Below are 22,879 nucleotides of genomic sequence, written 5' to 3'. Positions count from 1 at the left end.
CGGGAATACGGGGTGCGGACCACTGCCGTGTCAGCCGCTGTGTCAGCCTCGATAGGTGCGCACGTAGTCGAAGCGGGCCGTCGCACCGGCCGTGTTGAGCGACACCAGGCCGATCCGCAGCGGCTGCTCGTCCGGCAGGGCCCACACGCCGGTCCATGTCCAGTGCACGCCGTCGGTGCTGGTGGCGGCCCGTACCTCGTGTTCGCCGCCCGCCTTGTCGGCGTGGTACGCCAGCCGCATCCAGAGCGTCCGGGCGGGCGGTCCGCCGAACATCGGGCCGTAGGCCACGGCGGTCGGCGGTGTGGTCGTGGGCCGGGCGCCCTCCTTCGCGAACTCGGTCACATGGGTGACCTTCCCGTCGGTGTGGCTCACCGGCAGCACCGAGTGGACCAGCTTGAAGTACCGGTCGTCGCTCCCGTACAGCACCAGCCCGGCCTGCTGATTGCCCGGACCGTTCGCCAGATCGAGCTTGGTCTCGACCGTGAAGTCACCGGACGGCGCGGGGCGGGTGAGGACCGACGCGGTGTTCGTGCCGAGATGCAGTTCGGCGTTCTGCGTCGGCCAGGACAGGACGCCCTCGCCGGTCGTCGCACCGGCGGCCGGACCGCGGACCCAGGACCAGTCGGAGGACAGTGTCGCGGAGTCGAACTCGTCGCTGTAGGCGCGCAGTCGCGTGCCCGGCCGGGGATCGTCCACTCGCCGTGTGACCGGCTCGTACAGCTTCACGGCGCCCACGTTGTCGGCGGTCGCTCCGTCCCCGAGGGCGGCGGTGCCGACCTTCCCGGCCCGCGCGGCAGCCGCCGGTACGGTACGGGTCTGGACGGCGACGGCGTCGTGCAGCCGGTCCGCGCTCACCTCGACGGTGAGTCGGTTGCCGCGCAGCTCGGCCGCCACGTTGCGCCAGGCGTCCCACTGGTAGCCGGAGGGGAGCGCGGTGACTTGCTGCCCGGCGCTGACACCGTTCACCCGTACGTCGGTGACCAGGGCGTTGCGGGTTCGGTCGAGCCAGGCCACGACATGGTTCGCGGGGTTCTTGTAGGCGAGGACCAGACCGGCCGACCCGCCCGCCGAGGTGACCCGGAGATCGGCTTCGGCGCGTACCCGGGCGGGAGCGTTGTCCGAGGAGACGAGGAAGGCCGGGTCGGTGGCGCTGCCGGAGTGGGTGACGAAGGTGCCGGGGTCCTGCTCGGTGGCCGTCGCCCAGGCCTTCGTACCGGAGCCCTGTGCCTGCCAGCCGGCCGGCGAGCCGTCGTTGAAGGTGCTGCCCGTCTTCCAGGCGGTGACGGGTACCTCGGTGCCGTCGGAGGAAGGGCCGGCGCCGGCCCGGACGACGGGCCAGCCGTCGATCCAGTCGAGGCGGTCGACCAGCATCGGACGCCTGCTGAGGGTGCGGTCGATGCCCGGTACGAGGTCCAGGTCGGGGTCGTCGGCGGGTATCGCGTGGTAGACGAGCCAGTCCTGCCCGGCCAGGTCGGTCTGCAGCGCGTTGTGGCCGGGCCCGATCCAGCGGTCGCTGGAACCGACGACGATGCCGCCCTTGCTGACGGGGGACATCAGGTCCACACCGCGGTCGTCGGTGAAGGGCCCGGTCGGACTGGTGGAGCGGCCCACCTTGACCTGATAGCCGCTGTACGCGCCGTCGCAGCAGCCCGCGTCCGAGTAGAAGAGGTAGTAGAAACCGTCGCGGCGGACGACGAAACCGCCCTCCATACGGCGGCCCTGGGCGACCTCGGTGACCGTGCCCTCGATCCGGGTCCGGTCACCGTTCATGCGCGCCACGCAGATCGTGTCGTAGCTGCCCCAGTACAGGTACGGCTGTCCGCCCACGTCGGTGAACTGCGCCTGGTCGATGTCACCGGTCGCACAGCCGCTGTCCGCCGGGAGCACGGCGCCCGCGTCGGTCCAGGGCCCGGTCGGCGTGGGCGCGGTGGCCACCCCGACGGTGTCCTGGTTCGGCACCGAGTAGAAGAGGTTGTAGTGGCCGTCCGTGTACCGGATGTCGGGTGCCCACAGCCGGGAGCCGCCGTGCCAGGCCGGCTGGGTCCGCGGGGTGAACACCTCGCCCGCGTACGTCCAGTGGGTGAGGTCGGCCGACCTCAGGATCGGCAGCATGCGTTCGGCGGTCTGGCCCTGGGTCTGGAAGACGGGGTTCTGGGTGCCGTAGGCGTACCAGAAGCCGTCCTTGCCGCGGATCACCGCCGGATCGGGGAAGGTGTCGACCGTGCCGGCCGTCACCGGATTGGTGTACGTGGACGCCCGTGCGGGGGAGGCACTGGCGGTCCCGGCGGGCGGGAGGACCGCGAGCAGGAGGCCGGCGAGTGCGGTGACGACCTGCGCGGTGCGACCCGCTCTTCGGTTCACTCTCATTCGGTTCACGGGGGTGAGACCTCACTGCTCGAAGGGGATTCGAAGGAGCTCAGGGTCGGGTCGTAGTCGGAGGTGCCGATGTCGTACATGGACGTCATCCAGTGGTGGAAGTTGTCGCCGCGCTCCCGCAGCAGGTCGTACAGACGCCGCATCAGACGCCGTCGCACGGACTCCAGTTCGGGGTCCGGGTAGCGGTTGGTCAGCTCGTGCGGGTCGCTTTCGAGGTCGTACAGCTCGTTGACCGAGTCGGGATTGACGACCAGCTTGTAGCGGTCGTCGCGCAGCATGCGCTGAGGGTAGGGGAAGTGGTGGCCGTGGAACTCGGCGAGCAACTCCTCGGGCCACTCGGGGTGTTCGCCGCGCACCAGCGGCAGCAGACTGCGGCTGTCGGTGGCCGGTTCCGGGTCGCAGCCCGCAAGTTCCAGGATGGTCGCCGTGCAGTCGGTGAGACTGGCGAACTCCCCTCGCTCCTGCGGCTGTTGGCCCGGCACGCGAACGATTCCGGGGATGCGGTAGATGTCCTCGTACATCGCCGGACCCTTGTCGTGCAGCCGGTGGGCGCCGGTGAACTCGCCGTGGTCGGCGGTGAAGAACACCGAGGTGTCGTCTTCCAGGCCGAGTTCGTCGAGCCGGGTGAGGATGCGGCCGATCTGCTCGTCGACGAGGGTGACGTAACCCCAGTACACGGCGATGAGTTTGCGGGTGACGTCGAGCGGCATGGTGTCGAAGGTCCAGTGCGCGCTGTAGTTGCGCTGCACGGGCGGTTTGCCCTCGAAGGTCTCCGCGATCGAGGCGGGCAGTTCGACGAGTTCCGGGTCGTAGAGGTCGTAGTAGGAGTCCGGCAGCAGATACGGCAGATGCGGGCCGAAGAAGTGGGTGGCCAGGTAGAAGGGGCGGCCGTCGGCCGCGTACTTCTCCAGGAGTTCGATGGCGCGGGTCGCCAGGTAGTACTCGAAGGTCGCCTCCACCGGCTGCTGGAGGCGCGCGGCGAGCAGGTTGCCCGGGTTGCCGTTGGGAGTGGTCCCGCGCACCGGATCGGTGATGCGGTACGGCGGGAGGTCCCGTTCCTTGAGATAGGCGAGGTAGTCGGGGTGGTCGACGGGGTTGTGCCAGCCCGGCAGGTCCGGCCCCTCGAAGCCGTAGGAGGCGGCGTTGCGATGGGTGCCCACATGCCACTTGCCGACCAGGCCCAGCTGATAGTCGCGTTCGGCGAGCGCGGCGGGGAAGGTGAAGGCGTCCTCGGCCAGGTCCTCCAGATAGCCGACGTTGCGCTCGTGGTTGGCGAGCAGCTTGTGCCGGAAGGGGGCCTGACCGGTGAGCAGACTGGCCCGGGCCGGGGTGCAGATCGCAGTGGGCGTGTAGAAGCGGTCGAAGCGCGTGCCGGTGGCGGCGAGCCGGTCCAGGTTCGGGGTGGCGACATGCGGATTGCCGTAACAGCCCAGCGTGTCCACGCGGTGCTGGTCGGTCATCAGGAAGAGGAGGTTCACGCGGCGGCCTTCGTGTAGACGTCGCCCGCGTAGAACGAGGTCGCGGCCGGGGCCTTCTTCAACTGGCCGGTGCTCACGAAGAAGTCGCTCATGCCGTCCAGCCACTCGCCGACCGTGCCGTCCTTCGTCTTCGCGACGAGTTCGGCGGTCGTCAGCGTCTCGACGTGACTCGCGTCCGCCTTCACCTTGTCCTCCGGCAGCTTCAGCAGCGCGGCGGTGAGCTTCACCGACTCCTCGGGGTGCGCGGCACGCCAGTCGTTGGCCTCCTGGAGCACCTTGACGACCTTCGCCTCGGCGGGCCCCTTCTTCCCGCCGGTAACGAACGCCGTGGGGAACGAACCCCCGATGTCCTTGGTGCTCGCCACCTCGACCAGGTCCGGCACCTTCTGCTTGATGGTGTCGATGAGCGGATAGTTGATCCCGGCCCCGTCGATCTGCCCGGAGGAGAACGCCGAGACGATGGTCGGCGCGTCCATGGCGACCTTCTTGATGTCGTCCATCGTCATCCCGGCCTCACGCAGGGCGAGTTGGAGGATCATCTCGCCGGACGTCCCTTCCGGCACGCCGACCTTCTTCCCCTTCAGCCCGGCGATCGAGGTGATCCCGGGCTTGGCGATCACACGGTCCGCATAGGTCAGCGTGTCGATCGCGACCACCCGCGCCTTCCCCGAGGCGGGCAGCCACAGCGCACCGGGACCGATGTACCCGTAGTCGAGATCCCCACTGCCCAGCGCCTGGATCTGAATGGGCCCATTGACGAAGGTCTTGTACGAGGCGGACAGGCCGTGCTTCTTCCACAACCCCTGGTCGTCGGCGATGGCCAGCAGACTGGCCCCGTTGTAGTCGGCGATGTACCCGAACCGGATCCTGGTCCCGCCACCGCTGTCGCCGTCGTCCGAGGAGCAGGAGGACACGGAGAGTGCGAGTGCTGTGGCGGAGAGCGAGGTGAGGAGGGTGCGACGGGACATGCTCATGACGCTGAGCCTTTCGTTTCGTTTCGTTGCTTTGAGCCCGCTGGCGTCTACTTCCAGCCCGTCCGGCGTTTGAGGACGAGCGCGAAGCGCGATTACGGGGGCGAGGGGCGCAGCCCCATGCAGTGACGGGGAGGGTAGGGGCGGCGGGGGCGCGGAAATTCGCAGCCGACAGTCGGTCAGGTCACCGGGGCCACCGAGCCCACCGGTTCCTGGTGATACACCGCATGCCAGACCTCGTTGCGGATGCGAGCGAATTCGGGGGACAGCCGCAACTCCTCCGTCCGCGGATAGGGCAGATCCACCTCGACGACCCGATGAACACGCCCCGGCCGAGCCGCCATCACCACGACACGCCGCGCCAGATAGACCGCCTCGTCGACGTCATGCGTGACGAAGAGAACGGTCCGCCGTTCCTGCGTCCACGTGTCCAGCAGCTGGTCCTGCATCTGCACCCGCGTGAGCGCGTCCAGCGCACCGAACGGCTCGTCCATCAGCAGGACTTCAGGGTCGACGGCATAGGCCCGGGCGATCGCACAGCGCTGCTTCATGCCACCGGACAGCGTCTTGGGCAGCGCGTCGGCGAAGTCGGTGAGCCCGACGAGCTCGATGGCATGGTCGGCCTTGCGGCGCCGCTCGGCGGCGGACAGGGACGTGAGCTTGAGCCCGAACTCGACATTGCCGCGCACGGTGAGCCAGGGGAAGAGCGCGTACTGCTGGAAGATGACACCGCGCTCGGGGCCGGGCCCCGTCACGACGGCTCCGTCGACCAGGACCTGCCCGGTGGTCGGTTCGGCGAGCCCGGCCGCCAGGTTCAGCAGTGTCGACTTGCCGCAGCCCGAGGGCCCGACGACCGTGACGAACTCGCGGTCGGCGATGTCGAGCGACACCGCGTCCAGGGCGGTGAACTCCCCCTGCTTCAAGGGGAACGTCTTGCCGGCGCCCCGGAAGGAGATCTTGGCGTCGGCCGCGTCAGCCGCGTTGACCGCGTCGGCCGCGTTGACCGCGTCGGCCGTGATGACCGCGCCGGAGGCGTTGGACGCGTCGGACGCGTCCGACTTACCGAGTGAGGGTTTCATCGCCGCTCCTGCCAGGCCGTCAGATGGCGTTCCGCGCGCAGCAGCAGCCGGTCCATCACCAGACCGATGACCCCGATGCTGATCAACCCGACGAAGATCGTCGGCAGGTCGTAGTAGGTCTGCGCGTGCATCATCTCGTAGCCGAGGCCCTTGTCCGCGGCGATGAGTTCGGCCGCGACGACCGTGGCCCAGGAGGCCCCGAGTCCGATGCGCATACCGACGAGCAGGAACGGGGTGGCGGCCGGAACGACCACCTTGAGGAAGATCACGCGGTCCTTGGCGCCCAGCACGCGGGCCGCGTTGACGAGCGTGCTGTCCACGCCTATCACCCCCTGGAACGCGGCGACCACACTGGACAGGAACGCCGCCAGGAAGATGACGAAGACCTTGGGCGTCTCACCGATGCCCATGGTCACGATGGCGAGGGGGATGATCGCCAGCGGTGGCACGGTCCGGAAGAACTGCACGTACGGTTCGAGCAGACCGCGGGCCAGCGGGTACCAGCCCATCAGGAACCCGACGGGCACGGCGAGCAGGGTGCCCAGGGCGAAGCCGAGGAAGACCCGGCGCAGGCTCGCCAGCGCGTCCTCGCCGAGTGTGCCGTCGCCCGCCATGTCCAGGGCGCGGGAGCCGACCGACAGGGGCCCCGGCACGTCGACCAGATGGGCCGAGGTGGCCCCGGCCCACACGGCGATGCCCAAGGCGAGTGCCGCCAGGTTGAGCACGAACGAGGGCACGGTCCGGGGCCGGCGCCGCCGGCCGGACGTGGCGGGCGTCTTCTCGGGGCGCTCGTCGGGTGCGATGAGCACGGTCATGGCGACCTCGGCGGTACGGGGACGGTCACGGTCACTCCACGGAATTCGGTGTGTGATAGCGGGTGAGCAGGGGGGAGTCGTGCAGGACCAGCGCGATGGCGCCGAGCGCGCCGCCCACCTCGCCGAGCGTGGCAGGACGCAGATCGATGTCCGGCCGGGAGACCGGCATCAGATGGGCGGACAGGGCGCGTTCGACGGGCTCGAAGAGAGCGGGTCCGGCCTCGGCGAGTTCGCCGCCGAGCACCGTGACATGGGGGCCGACCGCGTTGCACACGGCCGCGAGGACGGTCCCCACCCGGGTACCGACTCCGTCCAGCACACGGCGAGCGGCCGGGTCCGTGGGCAGCGCCGCGAGGAAGCCGTCCAGATCACCGGCGCCGGGATGGGCGTCGAGGACGGCGCCGATCGAGGCGACCGTCTCCAGGCAGCCGTCCTTGCCGCACGAACATCGGCGCCCGTCCGGTTCGGCCGTGATGTGGCCGAACTCGCCGGACAGTCCACGGGCACCCCGGTGCAGGGCGCCGCCGACGACCAGCCCTCCGCCGACGCCGTGCGACAGCCGCAGATACAGCACGTCCTGCACACCGGCCGCCGCTCCCCACGTCGCCTCGGCCAGCGCCGCCAGCCGGGTGTTGTTGTCCAGCAGCACGGGTACGCCGAAACGCTTGCGCAGCAGTACCGGCAGGTCCTCGTGGGGCCGGGGTGCGCCGGCCGCGGGATCGCCGGGTCGTTCGGCGGCGCGGGTGCCGGTGGTGGTAGCGGTGCCGGCGGCCGGGGTTCCGGTGGCCATGCCGCTGCCGGGGGAGGCGCCGGTCGCCGGCGCGTCGTGCACCGGGCCGACCACGCCCACCCCGATGCCGCTGAGCGCCCCGAGACGCAGGGTGCCCCCGGCGAGCCCGCCGACCAGCCGTGCGGCGAGGTCGACCCGCTTCTCCCAGGACAGACCCGCGCCGTGCGCCGCGCTCGCGGAACCGATCACCTCGTGGGCGACGTTGACCGCAGCGACGTGCACCGCACGCCGTGCGAAGTCGATGCCGATGGCGTGGCCCGCGTCCCGGTGGAGGGTCAGGGTCTCGACCGGCCGGCCGCGGCGGCGCTCGGCGGGGGCGGGCGCCGTGGCCACGACGGCTCCGCTGTCCACCAGGGCGGACACGATGTCGTACAGGGTCGTACGGGACAGCCCTGTCAGCCGCCCCAGCTCGGCCCTGTTGAGCGGGCCGTGGGTGCGCATCTGCCGCAGGACGAGTTCCTCGTGACCACGGCGCAGCCGTGCCAGGGGACCCTCGTGGTCGTGTGCCATGCGGCACAGGATGCGGACTCGGCTCCTTTTACGTCAACAGTCCGGAATAAATCAGTGCGCGCGGGGTCAAGCTCCGTACGGCCATGAACGTGCAGGTCAGCGTGCTGTTGGAAGCCGTCCTGCGAGGCGGTCACGTTTCATGAGGCTGCAATGTTGCGGTCACCGAGCGAGGGCCGACCGTACTCGGAGGGACCCCGGAAAGGGTCCCTCAGGCGTCCCACGCACAGCGGAAGCCGAGGTTGCCCGTACTGCTGTCGGGCGTGTTGGCCGTACGGGCGGCGACGCGGTAGCGGTTGCAGTACGAGCTGTGGCAGAGGTACGAGCCACCGCGCATGACACGGGAGGTGCCCTGCGACGGGCCCTTCGGGTCGGTGCGCGGGCGCTCGGTGTGCCGCGTGCCCCACCGGTCGGCGCACCACTCCCACACGTTCCCGGACATGTTGAACAGCCCGTGCCCGTTGGGCTCGTACGCGTCCACCGGCGCCGTCCCCCGGTAGCCGTCCTCGGCGGTGTTCTTGGTCGGGAAGTGCCCCTGCCAGATGTTGCAGCGGTGCTCACCCCCCGGCGTCAGCTCGTCCCCCCACGGGTAGCGGTTCTGCACCAGACCGCCCCGCGCCGCGTACTCCCACTCGGCCTCGGTGGGCAGCCGTGCCCCGGCCCAACGGCAGTAGGCCGCGGCGTCGTTCCAGGAGAGGTGCACCACCGGGTGGTCGCCGCGGCCGGCCACCGAACTGCCCGGCCCCTCCGGAGTCCGCCAGGTCGCGCCCTCGACCCCGCACCACCAGGGCGTCTGAGGCGGCCGGGCCGCGCCCCGCCGCAGGGCGGCGGGCAGGAATCCGGCGAAGACGAACGACCAGCCGAAGCGCTCCGCCTCCGTGACATGACCGGTCGCCTCGGCGAAGCGGGCGAACCGGTCGTTGGTCACGGCATGGGCGTCGATCCGGAAGGGCGAGAGGACGACCTCGCGCACCGGTCCCTCGCCGTCGTCGGGGAAGCCGTCCGTGTCCCGGGTCCCCATCAGGAAGGAACCGCCGCTCAGCAGCACGCTCGCCTGACGGTCCCGGTCCCGCGCCTCGTCCACCGCGCGGTCCGCCGAGGCGTGGACCGTGGCACCGAGCGAGAGTCCTGGCGTGCCCCGGTCGACCGAGGGCGCGCAACAGCTCCTGGACTCCGCCTCGTCCACCCGGCCTCCCTCTTGAAGTGATCTCCGTTCGAGGCTACGGCACCCGGAAGGAGTCGATCATCGCGGTCTCCGTCCAGGTCGTGGCCCGGGAAAGCGCCTCGGACCGCGCGAAGTGGCAGGGGTCCTGGCGCTGCCTGATGCTGGGCTATACAGGCCATCCAGGTGCGCTGTCGAGTCATCTTCCGGGCGTTTGTCGACAGACGTGCTGGGCAATCGGGACGAAGCGTTTCAGACGGACAAAGTGCAGGAGGCCCGCGTGAACGCCACGCCCCCCGAAGTGACCGACCCCGTGCGCTCCCCGGAGCTGCGGACGGCGCATCTCTTCGCCCAATTCGTCGAGCGCGAGGCCTCCGGTGTGCCTCTGCCGGGCCGGTCGACGGCTCATCGTTTCGCCGTCCTGAGCGCGCTGGGGCGCCGGGACCTGTCCCTTGCGCGGCTCGCGGAAGGACACCTGGACGCGGCGGCGATCCTGCACGAACTGGACGACTCCCTGCCCACCGAAAAGGAGCGGTGGGGAGTGTGGGCCGCGCGCCCGCCGGGCCCCGGTGTGCACGCCACCCGCAGCGACCGGGGGTGGCGGATCAGCGGCGTCAAGCCCTACTGCTCGGGAGCCCGCAGCTGCACCCACGCCCTGGTCACCGCGGACGCCGACGACGGCTACCGGCTGTTCGCCGTCGCCCTGGACCACCCGGGCGCACGGGCCGTGGAAGGAACCTGGCCGGCGATCGGCATGGCCGGCAGCGACAGCCTGGACATGTCCTTCACCGACGTGCCCGCGCGAGCCGTCGGCGAGGTGGACGGGTACATGCTGCGCCCCGGTTTCCAGCACGGGGGAATCGGGGTGGCGGCCTGCTGGCTCGGTGGTGCGCACGCGGTCGCCGCGCCGCTGTACGGGCGCGCGGCGGCGGGGCAGCTGAACGGCCACGCGGCCGCGCACCTCGGAGCGGTCGACATGCTGCTGCACACCGCCGACACCGTGCTGCGCCAGGCGGGCGACGCCATCGACGCCGACCCCTTCGACGTACGCGAGGAAGCGCGGGTACGCAGCCTGCGGGTGCGGGCCCTGGCCGAAAAGGTGTGCACGGAGGTTCTGGAACACGTCGGACGTGCCACGGGCGCCGGGCCGCTGTGCCGCGACGAACGGCACGCCCGCGCGGTGGCGGACCTGACGGTCTACGTGCGCCAGCACCACGCCGAGTCGAACCTCGCCGAACTGGGCCGCCTGGCCACCACGGACTTCCCGGCCGCGTCGGCCACCACGGACTCCGCGAACGTCACGAACCCCTTGGCCGCCACGGGCCCCGCGGCCTCCACGGATCCTGCGGCCAACGTGGCCAACGTGGCCAACGTGGCCAACGTGGCCAACGTGGCCAACGTGGCCAACGTGGCCAACGTGGCCAACGCGGCCAACGCGGCCACCGCGGCCAACGCGGACCCTACGATCACCGCGGCGGAGGCGGCGCGATGAGCTCGCCGCAGACGGCCGACGGGCTGACCGTCGACGAGCTGCCCGCCGAGCAACAGACCGTCGACGGTCTGCCCCTCGACGACGTGACGGCCGACGACGTGACGGCCGACGACGCGACGGCCGGCGACGTGACGGCCGGCGACCTGGCCGCCCGCGAGAAGGCCGCCGCCGCGACCAGGCAGGCAGCCGCCGCCGCGATCGACGCGCGAGGCACCGACGAGGCCGACTGGCAGGACGCGCGCCTGCCGGACCGCCTGCCGCGCCTGGCCCTCCCGGCGGGCCCCGTCGTCGTGGTGGCCGCCCACCCCGACGACGAGGTCCTGGGCTTCGGCGGCACGATCGCCGCCCTCCTCCAGGCGGGTGTGGAGGTCCACACCGTGTGCCTGAGCGACGGGGAAGCCTCGCACGGCCCCGGTACGCCCGCCGCGCGGACGCGGCTGGCCGCCCGGCGCCGAGGCGAACTGTCCGCGGCGCTGCGAGAGCTGGGCACACTGCCCGACCCGGTGTACGCGGGCCTGCCCGACACCGCCCTCGGCGAGCCCGAGCACGAGAACGCGGCCCGTGCCGTGATCGGCGAACTCCTGGACACCGTCGGAGCGGCCCTGTGCGTGGCCCCGTGGGAGGACGACCTGCACAGCGACCACGAGGCCGCAGGCCGCGCCGCTCGGCGCGCGGGCCGGGCCGGCTCCACGCCGGTGTGGTCCTACCCGGTGTGGATGTGGCACTGGGCCCGCCCCGACGACCGCCGCGTGCCCTGGCACCGGGCCGCCGTTCTGCCTCTCCCCGAGCCGGTGATCGAGCGCAAGAAGGCGGCCCTGGCACGCTTCACCAGCCAGCTGGAACCGCGAGGCGCGGGCATCCCGCCGGTGCTGCCGACGGCGGAGATCGCCCACCACACCCGCACCTTCGAGACGGTGATCCGGTGAACGCGCCCGCGGACACCGACGCCGGCACCGCCGGGGCCGCGGCTCCGGGGACAACCCGCGCGAACACCTCGGCGAACACCCCCGCGCGCTACTTCGACGACCAGTACGCCCGGGCCGCCGACCCCTGGCACCTCGGTGAGCGCTGGTACGACCGGCGCAAATACACCCTGACGGTGGCGGCGCTGCCCCGCCCCCGTTACGCGCGGGCCTTCGAGCCGGGCTGTTCGGTGGGCGTGCTGACCGAGCTGCTGGCCGCCCGCTGCGAGCGCCTGCTCGCAACCGACCGCATCGCCTCGGCCGTCGAGTCCACCGCTCGGCGCACCGCGGGCCTGGACCACGTCACGGCGCGACGGATGACCGTGCCAGAGGAGTGGCCCGAGGAGCCCTTCGACCTCGTGGTGCTGTCGGAACTCCTCTACTACTTCGACACCGACACCCGTACGCGGCTGGTCCGGCAGAGCGTGGAGAGCCTGGACGAGGGCGGTCACCTCGTCACCGTGCACTGGAACCACCCGGTCGCCGAGCACACCTGCGCGGGCCGCGACATCGCCGGCCACCTCGACAGCCTGAGCGGCCTGCGACCGCTGGCGCGCTACGACGATCCCGACTTCACCCTCACCGTCCACGAGCGCGGCCGGGGCCCGGGACAGGCGCTCTCTGCTGCCCGCGCGGAAGGTCTGGCGTGAGGTCTCGCACCAAGGCCCGTACGAGGGCGCGTACCAAGCCTCGTATCAAGCCTCGTACGACGTCTCGTATGGCGACCCGTACGCGGCCCTCCGCCGTGGCCGTCGTCGTTCCCGCGCACGACGAGGAACGCCGTATCGCCGCCTGTCTGCGCAGTCTGCGCGTGGCCGCCGCCCAGGTGGCACCGCTGCCGGTGGTGATCGTGGTCGTCGCGGACGCCTGCACGGACGCGACAGCGCGGCTGGCCGCCCGTGCGGGAGCCCATGTCGTGGAGACCCGCAGCCGCAATGTCGGAGTCGCGCGGGCGGCCGGCGTCGACCGGGCGCTGGAACTGCTGGCCGACGCCGGCCGGGGCGTGTGGCTGGCCATGACCGACGCCGACACCACCGTGCCCCCGGCCTGGCTCGCCCACCAGGTCGCCCGGGCGGGGGAGGGCCACGACGCGGTCCTGGGCACCATCCGGCTCGCCCCCGCCGCGGCCGATCCCCTCCTGGTGGCCCGCCACGACGCCGCCTACTTCCGCACCCGCCGGTTCCACGGGGCAGGGGGAGCGTGGCAGCACCCGCACGTCCACGGCGCGAACCTGGGCGTGTCCGCCGCGGCCTATCTGCGGGTGGGCGGCTTCGCCCCGCTGCCCACGGGCGAGGACCGCGACCTCGCGGCCCGCCTGGTCTCGACGGGCCACCGTGTCGCCCGCACGGACCGGCACCCCGTGCACACGGCCGCGCGCCTGCGGGGCAGGGCCCCCGGAGGACTCGCGGACCTCCTCGCCTCCCTGTGCCCCACCGCGGAGCCGAACGCCGCGCCCATCGGTGCGGATGAGGCCGGGGTGGATTGCGTTTGCGCACCAGGGGTACCGGGAGGGGGCAAATCAGTACGAGACATACCCGTACGCAACCTATGAGCCGTACGCGATGTGCGCACTGCACGAGTCGTGCGAAATGTACAGAATGCACGAGACAGGAGACATGGACATGGCTTCTCAGGCCACCCCCCGCTACACCGTCCCGGGCCTCACGGTGGAGAACGCCTCCACGCTCATCGACCTGCTGCAACTGCGGCTGCATGCCCTCAACGATCTCCACCTCACGCTCAAGCACGTCCACTGGAACGTGGTGGGGCCGCACTTCATCGCCGTCCACGAGATGCTCGACCCCCAGGTCGACCGCGTACGGGACATGGCCGACGATGTCGCGGAGCGCCTCGCGGCCCTCGGCGGCGTCGCCCACGGCACTCCCGGCACGCTGGTCGAGGAGCGTACGTGGAAGGACTACAGCGTGGAGCGGGCGGACGCCATCGCCCACCTCGGCGCGCTCGACGTCGTCTACACGGGCCTGATCCAGGACGTGCGCTCCGCGGTCGAGACAGCGGGCGACCTCGACCCCGCCACCGAGGACCTGCTGATCGAGCAGCTGCGGGACCTGGAGCAGTTCCAGTGGTTCGTACGGGCGCACCTGGAGACCGCGGGCGGCACCCTCAGCACGGCCGACGCCACCACCGAGGCAGGCGCCGCCGAGAAGGCCTCCAAGTCCTGACGGACCCGCCACGCAGACGTATCACGCCGACGCATCACGCAGACACAGCACGCGGACACACCGCGCCGCATCGCAGCGAGAGAAAGGCTCACCAAGATGTCCGAGAAGCCGCTCAACGGTCACCGGGTCCTGGTGCTCGTCACCAACTACGGAGTTGAGCAGGACGAGCTGGTGGTGCCGGTCCGCCGGCTCCGGGAGAACGGGGCGGACGTCACCGTCGCAGCCGTGAGCTCGGATCCCATCGAGACGCTGGTGGGTGACAAGGACCCCGGAGAGACGGTGGACCCCACCACGACGCTCGACGCGCTGGACGCCGCCGCGTACGAACTGCTGCTGCTCCCCGGGGGCACCATCAACGCCGACCAGCTCCGGCTGCAGAGCAAGGCCTTGGAGACGGTCAAGGCGTTCGCGTCGTCGGGTCGCCCCATCGCCGCCATCTGCCACGGTCCCTGGGCCCTGGTGGAGGCCGACGTCCTGAACGGCAAGACGCTGACGTCGTTCCTCTCCGTGCGCACCGACATCCGCAACGCGGGTGCCAAGGAATGGGTGGACGAGGAGGTCGTGAGCGACAGCGCGAGCGGCTACACCCTGGTCACCTCGCGGACGCCGAAGGACCTCGACGCATTCGTGGCCGCTGTCGGCAAGGCCCTGGTCGGCTCCTGAGCCCCACCCGGCGGTACGCCGACCCCACCCACAGCCATCGGCCCGACAGCCCCCAGCCACCTGTCGGCCCGGTACACGCCCCGTGGTCCCCGCCCGCTCGGGCAGGAACCACGGGGCGTACCGCGTACGGGGTCAGGGGCGGTGGTCGCTTCCGTCGCGGGCTCGCCGCGGCGCCGTCGGCGGCGGGCCTGATCCGCCGTACGGCGGAGAGGCGCCGGTCAGTCGAGATAGTGCGCGCGGCCCTCGTCGTCGAGCTCGAACGGCCCGTCGGGCAGGACGCAGAACTCGTTGCCCTCGGGGTCCGCCATCACCAGGAACCCGCCGTCGGCGTACTGCTCCAGCCTGCGGCCGCCGAGCGTCTCGATCCGCCGCTGCTCGACGGCCGGATCGGCGGCGGTGATGTCGAAGTGCATCCGGTTCTTGCCCGTCCTGGGTTCGGAGGTCCGCTGGAATCCCATGCCGAGCCCCCTCTCCCGGCGCAGCCACACATAGGGACCCGTACGGCCCACCACCGGCCTGTCCAGCACCTCGGACCAGAACGCGGCCAGCCGTTCGGGGTCGGTGGCGTCGATGATGAGGGCGTTGATCTGCGTCGCTGAGTCCGCCATGGCCCCATCGTCCCACCACGGCCCGGCCGACGAGTGCGACAGACCATCCCCGGACAGGGCGAGCCGCCCCGGCGCACGGCACCCGCCGGGCCGGCGGCCGGTTGGAGCCTTCTTCCGCGGTGCCCCGAAACAGGGGCGAGAATTTTCCGGGGGGATGTCGAGAACCCGTGGGCTGCTCCGTCCTCGCAGTGAACGCGGCCACCAGGGGCCGTACCGCACCAGGGAGAACACGATGGCCAAGTACTTGCTGCTCAAGCACTACCGGGGCGGGCCGGCGCCCCTCAACGACGTGCCGATGGACCAGTGGACGCCGGAGGAGGTCTCGGCCCACGCGCGGTACATGAGCGACTTCGCGGCACGCCTCGAAGGCAGCGGCGAGTTCGTCGACAGCCAGGCCCTGTCGTCGGAGGGCACGTTCGTGCGCCACGACGGCGAGGGCCGGCCACCGGTCACCGACGGCCCGTTCGCGGAGACCAAGGACCTGATCGCCGGCTGGATGGTGATCGACGTCGAGACCTACGAACGGGCGCTCGAAGTGGCCGGAGAGCTGTCCGCGGCACCGGGCGCCGGCGGCAAGCCGGTGCAGGAGTGGCTGGAGGTACGGCCGTTCCTGTCCCCGTGCGTGACGATCACGGACTGACGGACCGTGGACGAGTCCCTGCTGCGGACGCTCACGCCCGCCGTGCTCGCCGTCCTCGTCCGCCGCGGAGCCGACTTCGCGGCGGCCGAGGACGCCGTGCAGGACGCCCTCGTCGAGGCCGTGCGCACATGGCCGGACGACCCGCCGCGAGACCCCAAGGGCTGGCTGGTCACCGTCGCCTGGCGCAAGTTCCTCGACGCCGTCCGCGCCGACACCTCCCGACGGCACCGGGAGGTACGCGTCGACCGCGAGCCCCTGCCGGGCCCGGGCGAGGCGGCCGACGACACGCTCCAGCTGTACTTCCTGTGCGCGCACCCGAGGCTGACACCGGCCTCGGCCGTCGCCCTCACGCTGCGCGCGGTCGGCGGCCTGACCACACGGCAGATCGCCCAGGCCTACCTGGTGCCGGAGGCGACGATGGCCCAGCGGATCAGCCGGGCCAAACGGACCGTCTCGGACGTCCGCCTCAACCGGCCCGGTGACGTCGCCACGGTCCTGCGTGTGCTCTATCTGGTCTTCAACGAGGGCTACTCCGGCGATGTCGATCTGGCCGCCGAGGCGATCCGGCTCACCCGCCACCTCGCGGCCGGGACCGACCACGAGGAGGTCGCGGGCCTGCTCGCGCTCATGCTGCTCCACCACGCGCGGCGCCCGGCACGGACCGGCGCCGACGGCAGACTCGTACCCCTCGCCGAGCAGGACCGCGGACTGTGGGACACCCGGCTGATCGCGGAGGGCGTCGGCATTCTCCAGACGGCCCTCGCCCGCGACCGGCTGGGCGAGTTCCAGGCGCAGGCAGCCGTCGCCGCGCTGCACGCCGACGCCCGGTGCGCCGCGGAGACCGACTGGGTGCAGATCGTCGAGTGGTACGACGAACTGGTACGCCTGACCGGCAGCCCGGTGGCCCGCCTCAACCGGGCCGTCGCGGTGGGCGAGGCCGACGGCCCGCGCGCCGGCCTGACCGCCCTGGCACAGCTCGACCCCACGCTGCCCCGCCACACGGCCGTCGCGGCCTACCTGCACGAACGCGACGGCGACCCGGTGACCGCGGCACGGCTGTACGCCGAGGCCGCCCGGTCGGCGCCCAGCCTCCCCGAGCGGGACCACCTCACGCGCCAGGCCGCACGCCTCAACGCGGAGCTGCGCGACTGAGCGATCGGGCCGGGGCGTGAGGGAACTGCTGAGCGGCATGCAGTCCATCTGACACTGTCAGATTTCCCTCTCGGTTTTCGAAATCGGCGTACGCGGCCGGAGTTGACGTCGTACGGTCGCCCCATGCCCGTCGACGAACACATGTCCGCCCTGCCCTCCCTGCGTGAGCGGCGTCGTGCGACCGCCACCCAGGAGATCCTGGGTGCGGCCGAACGCCAGATCGCCGAGAGCGGCCCCGCTGCCCTGTCGCTGCGTGCCGTCGCCCGGAGCCTGGGCATGACCGTGCAGGCGCTCTACCACTACTTCCCGAGCCGGGACGAACTGGTCACGGCCCTCATAGCCAAGGCCTACGAGGCCTTGGGCGACGCGGTCCAGGCCGCCGTCGACGCCTCGCGGGAGGACTCGCCTCTGGAGCGGGTGGTGACCGCGGCCGAGGGGTATCGCCGGTGGGCGGTCGACCATCCCGAGCGGTTCCAGCTCCTGTACGGCACGCCGTTGCGGTACTACGAGGCTCCCGTCGAGGGCGCGACCACCCAGGCCGTGCGCCGCATGGGCGCGATCTTCGAGCGCGAGATGTTCGACGGCTTCACCCCGGCTCAACTGGCCGCGGTCGACGCCTCGGAGCTGTCGCCCGCGTTCGTGGCGTATCTGGACAAGTTGCCGCCGACCGGTCAGGACGCGCTGCCGCCGGTCCTGACCGCACTCGTCATGAGCGCGTGGGGCCATATGCACGGCCTGGTCGTCCTGGAGGTGTTCGGGCACACCACGTTCCTCGGCGAACACCCCGCGGAAATCTTCCGCATGGGGATGCGGACCACGCTGAAGGACATCTACAGCCGCATTCCCCCGGCGGAACAGGCCGGTTGACCACGCCGCTGGCGAGAATCCGGAGTTGCCCGGCATTTTCGCCGCTGTTCGCCCTGCGGCGCCGTCCATAGGCTCGTGGCATCAACCGCCGACGAGAAGGCTGTCCGCATGTCCGACAAGAGCAATGACGGCACGAGCAATTCCCTTACCGGTCATTCCCGTTCGAGCGATTCCGGCAGGAGCGACGGAAGAAGAGACGTCACCCGGCGCACGGCGCTCGGGCGTGGCGCCGGTGCCGCCGCGCTCGGCGCGGTCTCCGCGCTCGCCACCGCCGTGTCCGTTCCGCCCGCCGCCGCGGCGGCACCATCGGCGCGCGCCCACGCTTCCGCCCCCGGTGCGGACGCCCTGCCGAGGACCGTGGCCGGAGTGCGCATCCCCACCAGTGAACTGGCGCGGAAGACAGCGCAGTTCGTGCGGAGCGTGTCCTCGGAGACGCTCTACAACCACGTCATGAGGACGTACCTCTTCGGCTCCCTGCTGTGCGACCGGCGCGGCGTCACCTACGACAGGGAACTCGCGTTCGTCGCCGCCGCCCTGCACGACCTCGGGCTGGTCACGGCGTACCAGACCCCGGACGAGCGCTTCGAGGTCGACGGCGCCGACGCCGCACAGCGGTTCCTGCGGGAACAGCACATGCCTGCCGAACGCGTGGCGGTCGTCTGGGACGCGATCGCCCTGCACACCAACGCCGGTATCGCCACACGGAAGCGGCCGGAGATCGCGATGGTCTCCGTGGGCTCGGGAGTGGATTTCTCGGGGAACGAACTCCAGCGCATTCCACCCGACACCCTTGCGGAAATACTGGCGGCCTTCCCCAGGGAAGGGTTCAAGCGGGACGCGCTCGACACCATTCTTTCGCTGTGCCGCACCAAACCCCTGTCGGTACTCATGCACCCCTTCGCCGAAGTCGGCCGCCGCCACCTCCCCGAATTCCCGGTGCCCACGGTGGAGGATCTCCTGCTCGCCGCACCGTTCGAGGAGTGACGGCCGGCCGCTGCTCCGTGGCCGGCCGACCGGGTTCCGCCCCGTCAGGGCGGAACGCTCACTTGCCCGGGGCCGCCTTGCGCAGGGTGGTGATGCAGGTGCTGATCGCCTCCTGCAGCTCCTCAAGGCGCTGCAGCATGTCGTCCTCGTAGATGGTGTCGAGGTCGTCCGCGTCGTCGAAGGTCAGCTCCTCGAAGACCTTGGTCGCCTTCTGCAGGCTGCTGTAGAACTTCGTACGCCGCTCCTGGAGGCGCAGTTCGGGGTCGGCCTGGATGGTCTGGGCGACGATGTCCTTCATCGAGTCGAACGCCTCGGAGGCCCACTCGCTGGTGTCCTCGTCCTCGTCCAGCTCGTCGATGAGCGACAGATGGCGCTCGGCCTCGGCGCGCAGCTCCGCGGGGGCGTCGATCGTCTGCCCGGCGGGCGTCTTGACCTGGCCGTTCTCGACGATGTCGCGGACATAGCCGATCCGGCTGGCGGCCTGCGTCTCGGTGGCGACGGCCTTCTTCAGGTCGTCGGTGCGGGCGATGTCACGGGCCCACTCCGTCTGCAGCGCCGGGTCCTCCTGGAGCCGGTCGAGGAGCGCCGCGCGGGCCGCCTTCGCCGTGGAGGGGTCGGCGAGGATCGCCGCCCGCAGCGCGGTGGGGTTCTCGGCGACCTCAAGGGCCTTCGTCGGACGGATGCCCTCGGCCTCGGCCGCCGCGGTGATCGCCGTGCCGCGCTCGGAGGAGGCGCTGGACCGGGACACGTAGTACGCGTGCCACACGTCGGAGTCCGGCAGCTCCACGTCCTGCCCGGGCGCCAGTGTCTCGAAGTACGGGACGAGACCGTCGTCGGCCGCCTTGTCCCACGCCTTGTAGTACCGCATGACCCGCTCGGGCGAGCACCCGGCGAGCTGAGCGAAGGCCTTCGCGGAGACCTTCCGCGTCTCCCCGGGCGTCTCGCCGCCGGGCCGCACGCTGCGCGCCACCTTCAGCGCGAACGCCCAGCCGCCTGCCCGCACGTACGCCCCGAAGTCCTGGGCGTCCCGCGCGACCTCGGCGGGCACGTCCTCCGGCGCGACCTCGGCGTGCGCGTCCTCTTCAACGGCCTCGGCTTTAGCGGCCTCGGCTTCAGCGCTCTCGGCTTCAGCGGCCTCGGCGTGCGCCTCCTCCGCCGGAGCCTCGTCGTGCGCCCCGGCGGCCGGAGTCTCCTCGCGCGCCCCGTCCGCCGGAACCTCGTCGACGGACGTCCCGGGCTCGACCCAGAACTCCCCGGTCTCCGCGGCGGCCTGTCCGGGCACCTGGTCGACGGGCGGAACGGCGGCTTCGGTTTGAGCGGTCACTACGGTCACTGAAAGACTCTCCCGGGGAAGGACAAGGCTACAAAGGGCAGCGTACGCAGCCTATATGAACCCGTTCATGATGGTTCGAACTCCCTTGCGCGGGCCGCTGCGACTCACCTGTCCCTCACCTTCCCCCGCTTGCGCCCCATGAGGCGCCGGGCCCGCAGATAACTCTCCGCCTTCACTCAAGTACGCTTAGTAAATGAACGTTTCGAGTGCGGAACTCCGTGAACCGCAGGGGCCGGCCGCCGTGGTGACGGGCGTGGGCTCCCATCTGCCACCCCGCCGCGTGACCAACGACGAGCTGTGCTCCCGGCTGGACAGCAGCGACGCGTGGATCCGGGAGAGAATCGGCATCCAGGAACGTCGCCGCGCGGACCCGGCGGTGTCCACGGGAGACCTGGCCGTGGAAGCGGCGCGACGGGCGATGCGGTCGGCCGGGGTCACGGACGCCGACGCCCTCGTCCTGGCCACGACCACCCCGGACCACCACTGCCCCGCCACCGCGCCCGCGGTCGCCCACCGGCTCGGCCTGCGCGACACGATCGCCTTCGACGTCACCGCCGGCTGCGCGGGATTCGTCTACGCGTCGGCCGTCGCCGCCGGCCTCATCAGCGCGGGCAGCGCCCGCAGGGTCGTCGTCGTGGGGGCGGAGACGATGTCCGCCATCATCGACTCCGAGGACCGCGCGACGGCCCCGCTCTTCGGCGACGGCGCGGGAGCCATGGTCCTGGAGGCCGGAGTCCCGGGACAGGACGGCAGCCTCGGATCCTTCGCCTGGGGAAGCGACGGTTCCCTCGCCGACGCCATCGTCATCCCGGCCGGCGGAGCCCGTGAACGCGACCGGCGGGACACCGCGCCCGCCGGCGACTTCTTCGTTCACATGCGCGGAAACGAGGTCTTCCGGCACGCGGTGCGCCGGATGAGCCAGGCCGCCCGGGACGCCGCACAGGCCGCCGGATGGGCGCTCGACGAGGTCGACCGGCTGATCGTCCACCAGGCCAACGGGCGCATCGCCGCCTCCGTGGCCGACGCCCTCGGCATCCCGCCCGAGCGCACGCCCTCGAACATCGCCCACGTCGGCAACACCGCGGCGGCCTCCGTCCCGCTGCTGCTCGCCCACGCCGCGGACGAGGGGCAGCTGAAACCTGGGCACCGCGTGCTCGTTGTCGCTTTCGGCAGCGGGCTCGCCTGGGCCGCCACCAGCCTCGTATGGCCCCCGGGCATCACCGCGGAGCTGTAGAGATCCATCTGCCCAGGAACGTAAGGAAACGAAGCACGTGCTGGAAGAACTCAAAGGCATCCTCACGGCGCAGGCAGGCCTGCCGCCCGCGCCCATCACCGCCGACGCCACCCTGGCCGACGCCGGCATCGACTCCATGGCCGTGACCGTGCTGTCCATGCAACTGGAGGACCGCATGGGCCTGTTCCTCACCGAGGACGAACTGTCGTGCGCCCCCACCGTCAACGCCCTGGCCGACCTCATCGCGAGCCGAGCCGCCGGGAAGCCGTGATGACGACCGTCCCCTCCGTGTGGAATGCGCCTGAGTGGACCGCGCCGGAGGAGACCAGGGAGGAACTCGTACCCCTGGAATGGCGCGGCCTGCGCTACACCTGCCGCGTCATCACCTCGGACCGGCCCCCGGTCACCGAACCCCTGCTCCTGCTCGGCGGCGCCCTCCAGGACATGTACGCCTGGCCCCGGCTGGAGCGCAGGCTCAGCGCCCACATGCCGCTGGTGTTCGTCGACCTGCCCGGCGTCGGAACCGCCGACGATCTGCCCGCCGAGCAGGGCTTCGACGCGCTCGCCGAGGCCGCGCTGCTGGTCGCCGACCGGCTCGGCTTCGACCGGATCAACCTCCTGGGCGCCTCGTACGGCGCGCCGATCGCCTACCGCGCCGCCCTGAGCCGGCCGGCGCGGGTCGCCCGGCTCGTCCTGGCGGGTGCCACGCACCGGATGAACCCGCGTCTGGTCTCCGACTGCGAGCAGGTGTGGAGTGCCCGCGCCGCGCTCGCGGACGACATCGACGGGACGCTCTCGGACTCCGGCTCGCAGGAGATCGCGGGCCGCGCCGTCGCCACACTGCTGAACACCGCCCTGCGGGACCAGGTCTCCCAAGCCGCCACCGTGGCAAGGATGCTGCACCGGCAGTTCGCCCGCATCACCCCGGCCGAGGCCCGCCGCCACGCCGTCTGCCACCGCCGTCTGCTCGCCTCGGACCCGCTTCCGGCCGAGCCCGTCGACGCGGTGCGCGCGCTGGTGTTCACCGGCGAGCACGACGACGTCAGCACCCCGGACGAGAACCGTGCCGTGGCAGCCGCCATCGCCGAGTCGACCTTCCTGCTGGTCCGCGACGCCGACCACATGGTCCACCTGGAACGGGAAGCCGAGTACGCGGACCTGGTCCTGCGCTTCCTCACCGACCTCCCGCTCGACGGCCTCCCCTACACGACCGCACCGGAACGGCTCGGGGTGCGGCGGTAGGGGCCGCTGGCCCGCACACGGCACCGCCCGCCCGGACCATGGCACGGTCCGAGCGGGCGGGCTGTCATGTCGACCGGACGTCAGAGGGCGCCCAGGGTGTCAGCGGGCGTCAGGGAGTGATGCGCCACTGCTGGATGTAGCCCACGTCGATCGCCGCCACGTCACGCACCCGCAGCTTCCACGTGCCGTCGACCGGCTGCGCCGAGGCGTTCACCGTGAAGGTCTGGTCGACGTTGTCCGCCGAACCCCCGCTGCGGTTCAGCAGCGAGTACACGGTTCCGTCCGGGCCCACCAGATCGACCGTCAGGTCGCCGCGGTAGGTGTGGACGATGTTGACGTAC

General features: G+C 71.5%; 23 protein-coding genes. 13 read left to right on the top strand and 10 right to left on the bottom strand.

Annotation, left to right across the window (positions count from 1 at the left end):
* Nucleotides 1-42 precede the first annotated feature (42 nt).
* The 7 genes from ACFWGJ_RS24480 to ACFWGJ_RS24450 all read right to left on the bottom strand — a co-directional run bounded on the left by ACFWGJ_RS24480 (nucleotide 43) and on the right by ACFWGJ_RS24450 (nucleotide 9,202).
* On the bottom strand, nucleotides 43-2,361 hold the full coding sequence (locus ACFWGJ_RS24480; protein ID WP_387328198.1) for a family 43 glycosylhydrolase: 2,319 nt from the start codon (nucleotides 2,359-2,361) through the stop codon (nucleotides 43-45).
* Between the two features lie 11 nt (nucleotides 2,362-2,372).
* Nucleotides 2,373-3,854 carry a sulfatase-like hydrolase/transferase gene (locus ACFWGJ_RS24475; protein WP_387328195.1) on the bottom strand — a complete coding sequence of 494 codons (1,482 nt, stop codon included), beginning with the start codon at nucleotides 3,852-3,854 and terminating at the stop codon, nucleotides 2,373-2,375.
* Entirely contained in the window at nucleotides 3,851-4,828 is a 978-nt protein-coding gene (locus ACFWGJ_RS24470; RefSeq protein ID WP_387328192.1) for an aliphatic sulfonate ABC transporter substrate-binding protein, read from the bottom strand. Before ACFWGJ_RS24470 ends, ACFWGJ_RS24475 begins: the two co-directional genes overlap by 4 nt.
* A gap of 176 nt (nucleotides 4,829-5,004) precedes the next feature.
* A complete protein-coding gene (locus tag ACFWGJ_RS24465; protein WP_387328189.1) occupies nucleotides 5,005-5,904 on the bottom strand; it encodes an ABC transporter ATP-binding protein in 900 nt (299 codons plus the stop codon).
* A complete protein-coding gene (locus ACFWGJ_RS24460) occupies nucleotides 5,901-6,719 on the bottom strand; it encodes an ABC transporter permease (protein WP_387328187.1) in 819 nt (272 codons plus the stop codon). The genes ACFWGJ_RS24465 and ACFWGJ_RS24460 overlap by 4 nt, the downstream gene beginning before the upstream one ends.
* A gap of 31 nt (nucleotides 6,720-6,750) precedes the next feature.
* Nucleotides 6,751-8,019, bottom strand: coding sequence for an ROK family protein (locus ACFWGJ_RS24455; protein WP_387328185.1), 1,269 nt, complete (start codon nucleotides 8,017-8,019; stop codon nucleotides 6,751-6,753).
* 208 nt (nucleotides 8,020-8,227) lie between these two features.
* Nucleotides 8,228-9,202: a formylglycine-generating enzyme family protein gene (locus tag ACFWGJ_RS24450; RefSeq protein WP_387328182.1), complete on the bottom strand. Its 975-nt coding sequence runs from the start codon at nucleotides 9,200-9,202 to the stop codon at nucleotides 8,228-8,230.
* Nucleotides 9,203-9,458: 256 nt separating this feature from the next.
* Here ACFWGJ_RS24450 and ACFWGJ_RS24445 point away from each other — a divergent pair, with 256 nt between their 5' ends.
* From ACFWGJ_RS24445 to ACFWGJ_RS24420, 6 genes are all read left to right on the top strand, one after another.
* Nucleotides 9,459-10,670, top strand: a complete 1,212-nt coding sequence (locus ACFWGJ_RS24445) for an acyl-CoA dehydrogenase (RefSeq protein ID WP_387328179.1) — start codon at nucleotides 9,459-9,461, stop codon at nucleotides 10,668-10,670.
* The gene (locus tag ACFWGJ_RS24440; protein WP_387328176.1) at nucleotides 10,667-11,596 is read left to right on the top strand and encodes a PIG-L deacetylase family protein; all 930 of its coding nucleotides are present in this window, start codon (nucleotides 10,667-10,669) and stop codon (nucleotides 11,594-11,596) included. The genes ACFWGJ_RS24445 and ACFWGJ_RS24440 overlap by 4 nt, the downstream gene beginning before the upstream one ends.
* Entirely contained in the window at nucleotides 11,593-12,282 is a 690-nt protein-coding gene (locus ACFWGJ_RS24435; RefSeq protein WP_387328173.1) for an SAM-dependent methyltransferase, read from the top strand. The genes ACFWGJ_RS24440 and ACFWGJ_RS24435 overlap by 4 nt, the downstream gene beginning before the upstream one ends.
* A 68-nt stretch (nucleotides 12,283-12,350) precedes the next feature.
* Nucleotides 12,351-13,184, top strand: a complete 834-nt coding sequence (locus tag ACFWGJ_RS24430) for a glycosyltransferase (RefSeq protein WP_387328170.1) — start codon at nucleotides 12,351-12,353, stop codon at nucleotides 13,182-13,184.
* A 70-nt stretch (nucleotides 13,185-13,254) separates the two neighbouring features.
* Nucleotides 13,255-13,815 carry a DNA starvation/stationary phase protection protein Dps gene (dps, locus tag ACFWGJ_RS24425; RefSeq protein WP_387328167.1) on the top strand — a complete coding sequence of 187 codons (561 nt, stop codon included), beginning with the start codon at nucleotides 13,255-13,257 and terminating at the stop codon, nucleotides 13,813-13,815.
* Between the two features lie 96 nt (nucleotides 13,816-13,911).
* Nucleotides 13,912-14,478 (top strand): type 1 glutamine amidotransferase domain-containing protein, encoded by a 567-nt coding sequence (locus tag ACFWGJ_RS24420; RefSeq protein WP_387328164.1) that lies wholly within the window; start codon nucleotides 13,912-13,914, stop codon nucleotides 14,476-14,478.
* A 218-nt stretch (nucleotides 14,479-14,696) separates the two neighbouring features.
* On the opposite strand, the gene ACFWGJ_RS24415 is transcribed toward ACFWGJ_RS24420, so the two are convergent.
* Nucleotides 14,697-15,086: a VOC family protein gene (locus ACFWGJ_RS24415; protein WP_387328161.1), complete on the bottom strand. Its 390-nt coding sequence runs from the start codon at nucleotides 15,084-15,086 to the stop codon at nucleotides 14,697-14,699.
* A 232-nt stretch (nucleotides 15,087-15,318) separates the two neighbouring features.
* On the opposite strand from ACFWGJ_RS24415, the gene ACFWGJ_RS24410 reads away from it, so the two are divergent.
* The 4 genes from ACFWGJ_RS24410 to ACFWGJ_RS24395 all read left to right on the top strand — a co-directional run bounded on the left by ACFWGJ_RS24410 (nucleotide 15,319) and on the right by ACFWGJ_RS24395 (nucleotide 18,729).
* Entirely contained in the window at nucleotides 15,319-15,726 is a 408-nt protein-coding gene (locus tag ACFWGJ_RS24410) for a YciI family protein (RefSeq protein WP_387328159.1), read from the top strand.
* Nucleotides 15,727-15,732: 6 nt separating this feature from the next.
* Nucleotides 15,733-16,878 carry an RNA polymerase sigma factor gene (locus ACFWGJ_RS24405; RefSeq protein WP_387328156.1) on the top strand — a complete coding sequence of 382 codons (1,146 nt, stop codon included), beginning with the start codon at nucleotides 15,733-15,735 and terminating at the stop codon, nucleotides 16,876-16,878.
* Nucleotides 16,879-17,001: 123 nt separating this feature from the next.
* Complete coding sequence (locus ACFWGJ_RS24400; protein WP_387328153.1) at nucleotides 17,002-17,745, top strand: TetR/AcrR family transcriptional regulator; 744 nt, start codon at nucleotides 17,002-17,004, stop codon at nucleotides 17,743-17,745.
* Between the two features lie 108 nt (nucleotides 17,746-17,853).
* A complete protein-coding gene (locus ACFWGJ_RS24395) occupies nucleotides 17,854-18,729 on the top strand; it encodes an HD domain-containing protein (protein WP_387328150.1) in 876 nt (291 codons plus the stop codon).
* Between the two features lie 58 nt (nucleotides 18,730-18,787).
* Here the strand turns inward: ACFWGJ_RS24395 and ACFWGJ_RS24390 are convergent, their stop codons facing one another.
* Nucleotides 18,788-20,062 (bottom strand): hypothetical protein, encoded by a 1,275-nt coding sequence (locus ACFWGJ_RS24390; protein WP_387328147.1) that lies wholly within the window; start codon nucleotides 20,060-20,062, stop codon nucleotides 18,788-18,790.
* A 193-nt stretch (nucleotides 20,063-20,255) separates the two neighbouring features.
* Between ACFWGJ_RS24390 and ACFWGJ_RS24385 the strand changes: the two genes are divergently transcribed.
* From ACFWGJ_RS24385 to ACFWGJ_RS24375, 3 genes are read left to right on the top strand one after another with little or no spacing between them, the layout of a single operon-like run.
* Nucleotides 20,256-21,296: a beta-ketoacyl-ACP synthase III gene (locus tag ACFWGJ_RS24385; RefSeq protein WP_387328144.1), complete on the top strand. Its 1,041-nt coding sequence runs from the start codon at nucleotides 20,256-20,258 to the stop codon at nucleotides 21,294-21,296.
* 37 nt (nucleotides 21,297-21,333) lie between these two features.
* Nucleotides 21,334-21,567: an acyl carrier protein gene (locus ACFWGJ_RS24380; protein ID WP_210885506.1), complete on the top strand. Its 234-nt coding sequence runs from the start codon at nucleotides 21,334-21,336 to the stop codon at nucleotides 21,565-21,567.
* On the top strand, nucleotides 21,567-22,538 hold the full coding sequence (locus tag ACFWGJ_RS24375; protein ID WP_387328139.1) for an alpha/beta fold hydrolase: 972 nt from the start codon (nucleotides 21,567-21,569) through the stop codon (nucleotides 22,536-22,538). The genes ACFWGJ_RS24380 and ACFWGJ_RS24375 overlap by 1 nt, the downstream gene beginning before the upstream one ends.
* A gap of 109 nt (nucleotides 22,539-22,647) precedes the next feature.
* Here ACFWGJ_RS24375 and ACFWGJ_RS24370 read toward each other — a convergent pair.
* On the bottom strand, nucleotides 22,648-22,879 hold a 232-nt coding region (locus ACFWGJ_RS24370), incomplete at its 5' end, for a proprotein convertase P-domain-containing protein (RefSeq protein WP_387328136.1).

The organism is Streptomyces sp. NPDC060205, assembly GCF_042728395.1.
Taxonomy (GTDB): Bacteria; Actinomycetota; Actinomycetes; order Streptomycetales; family Streptomycetaceae; genus Streptomyces.
This window is presented reverse-complemented; position numbering and strand designations above follow the sequence as displayed.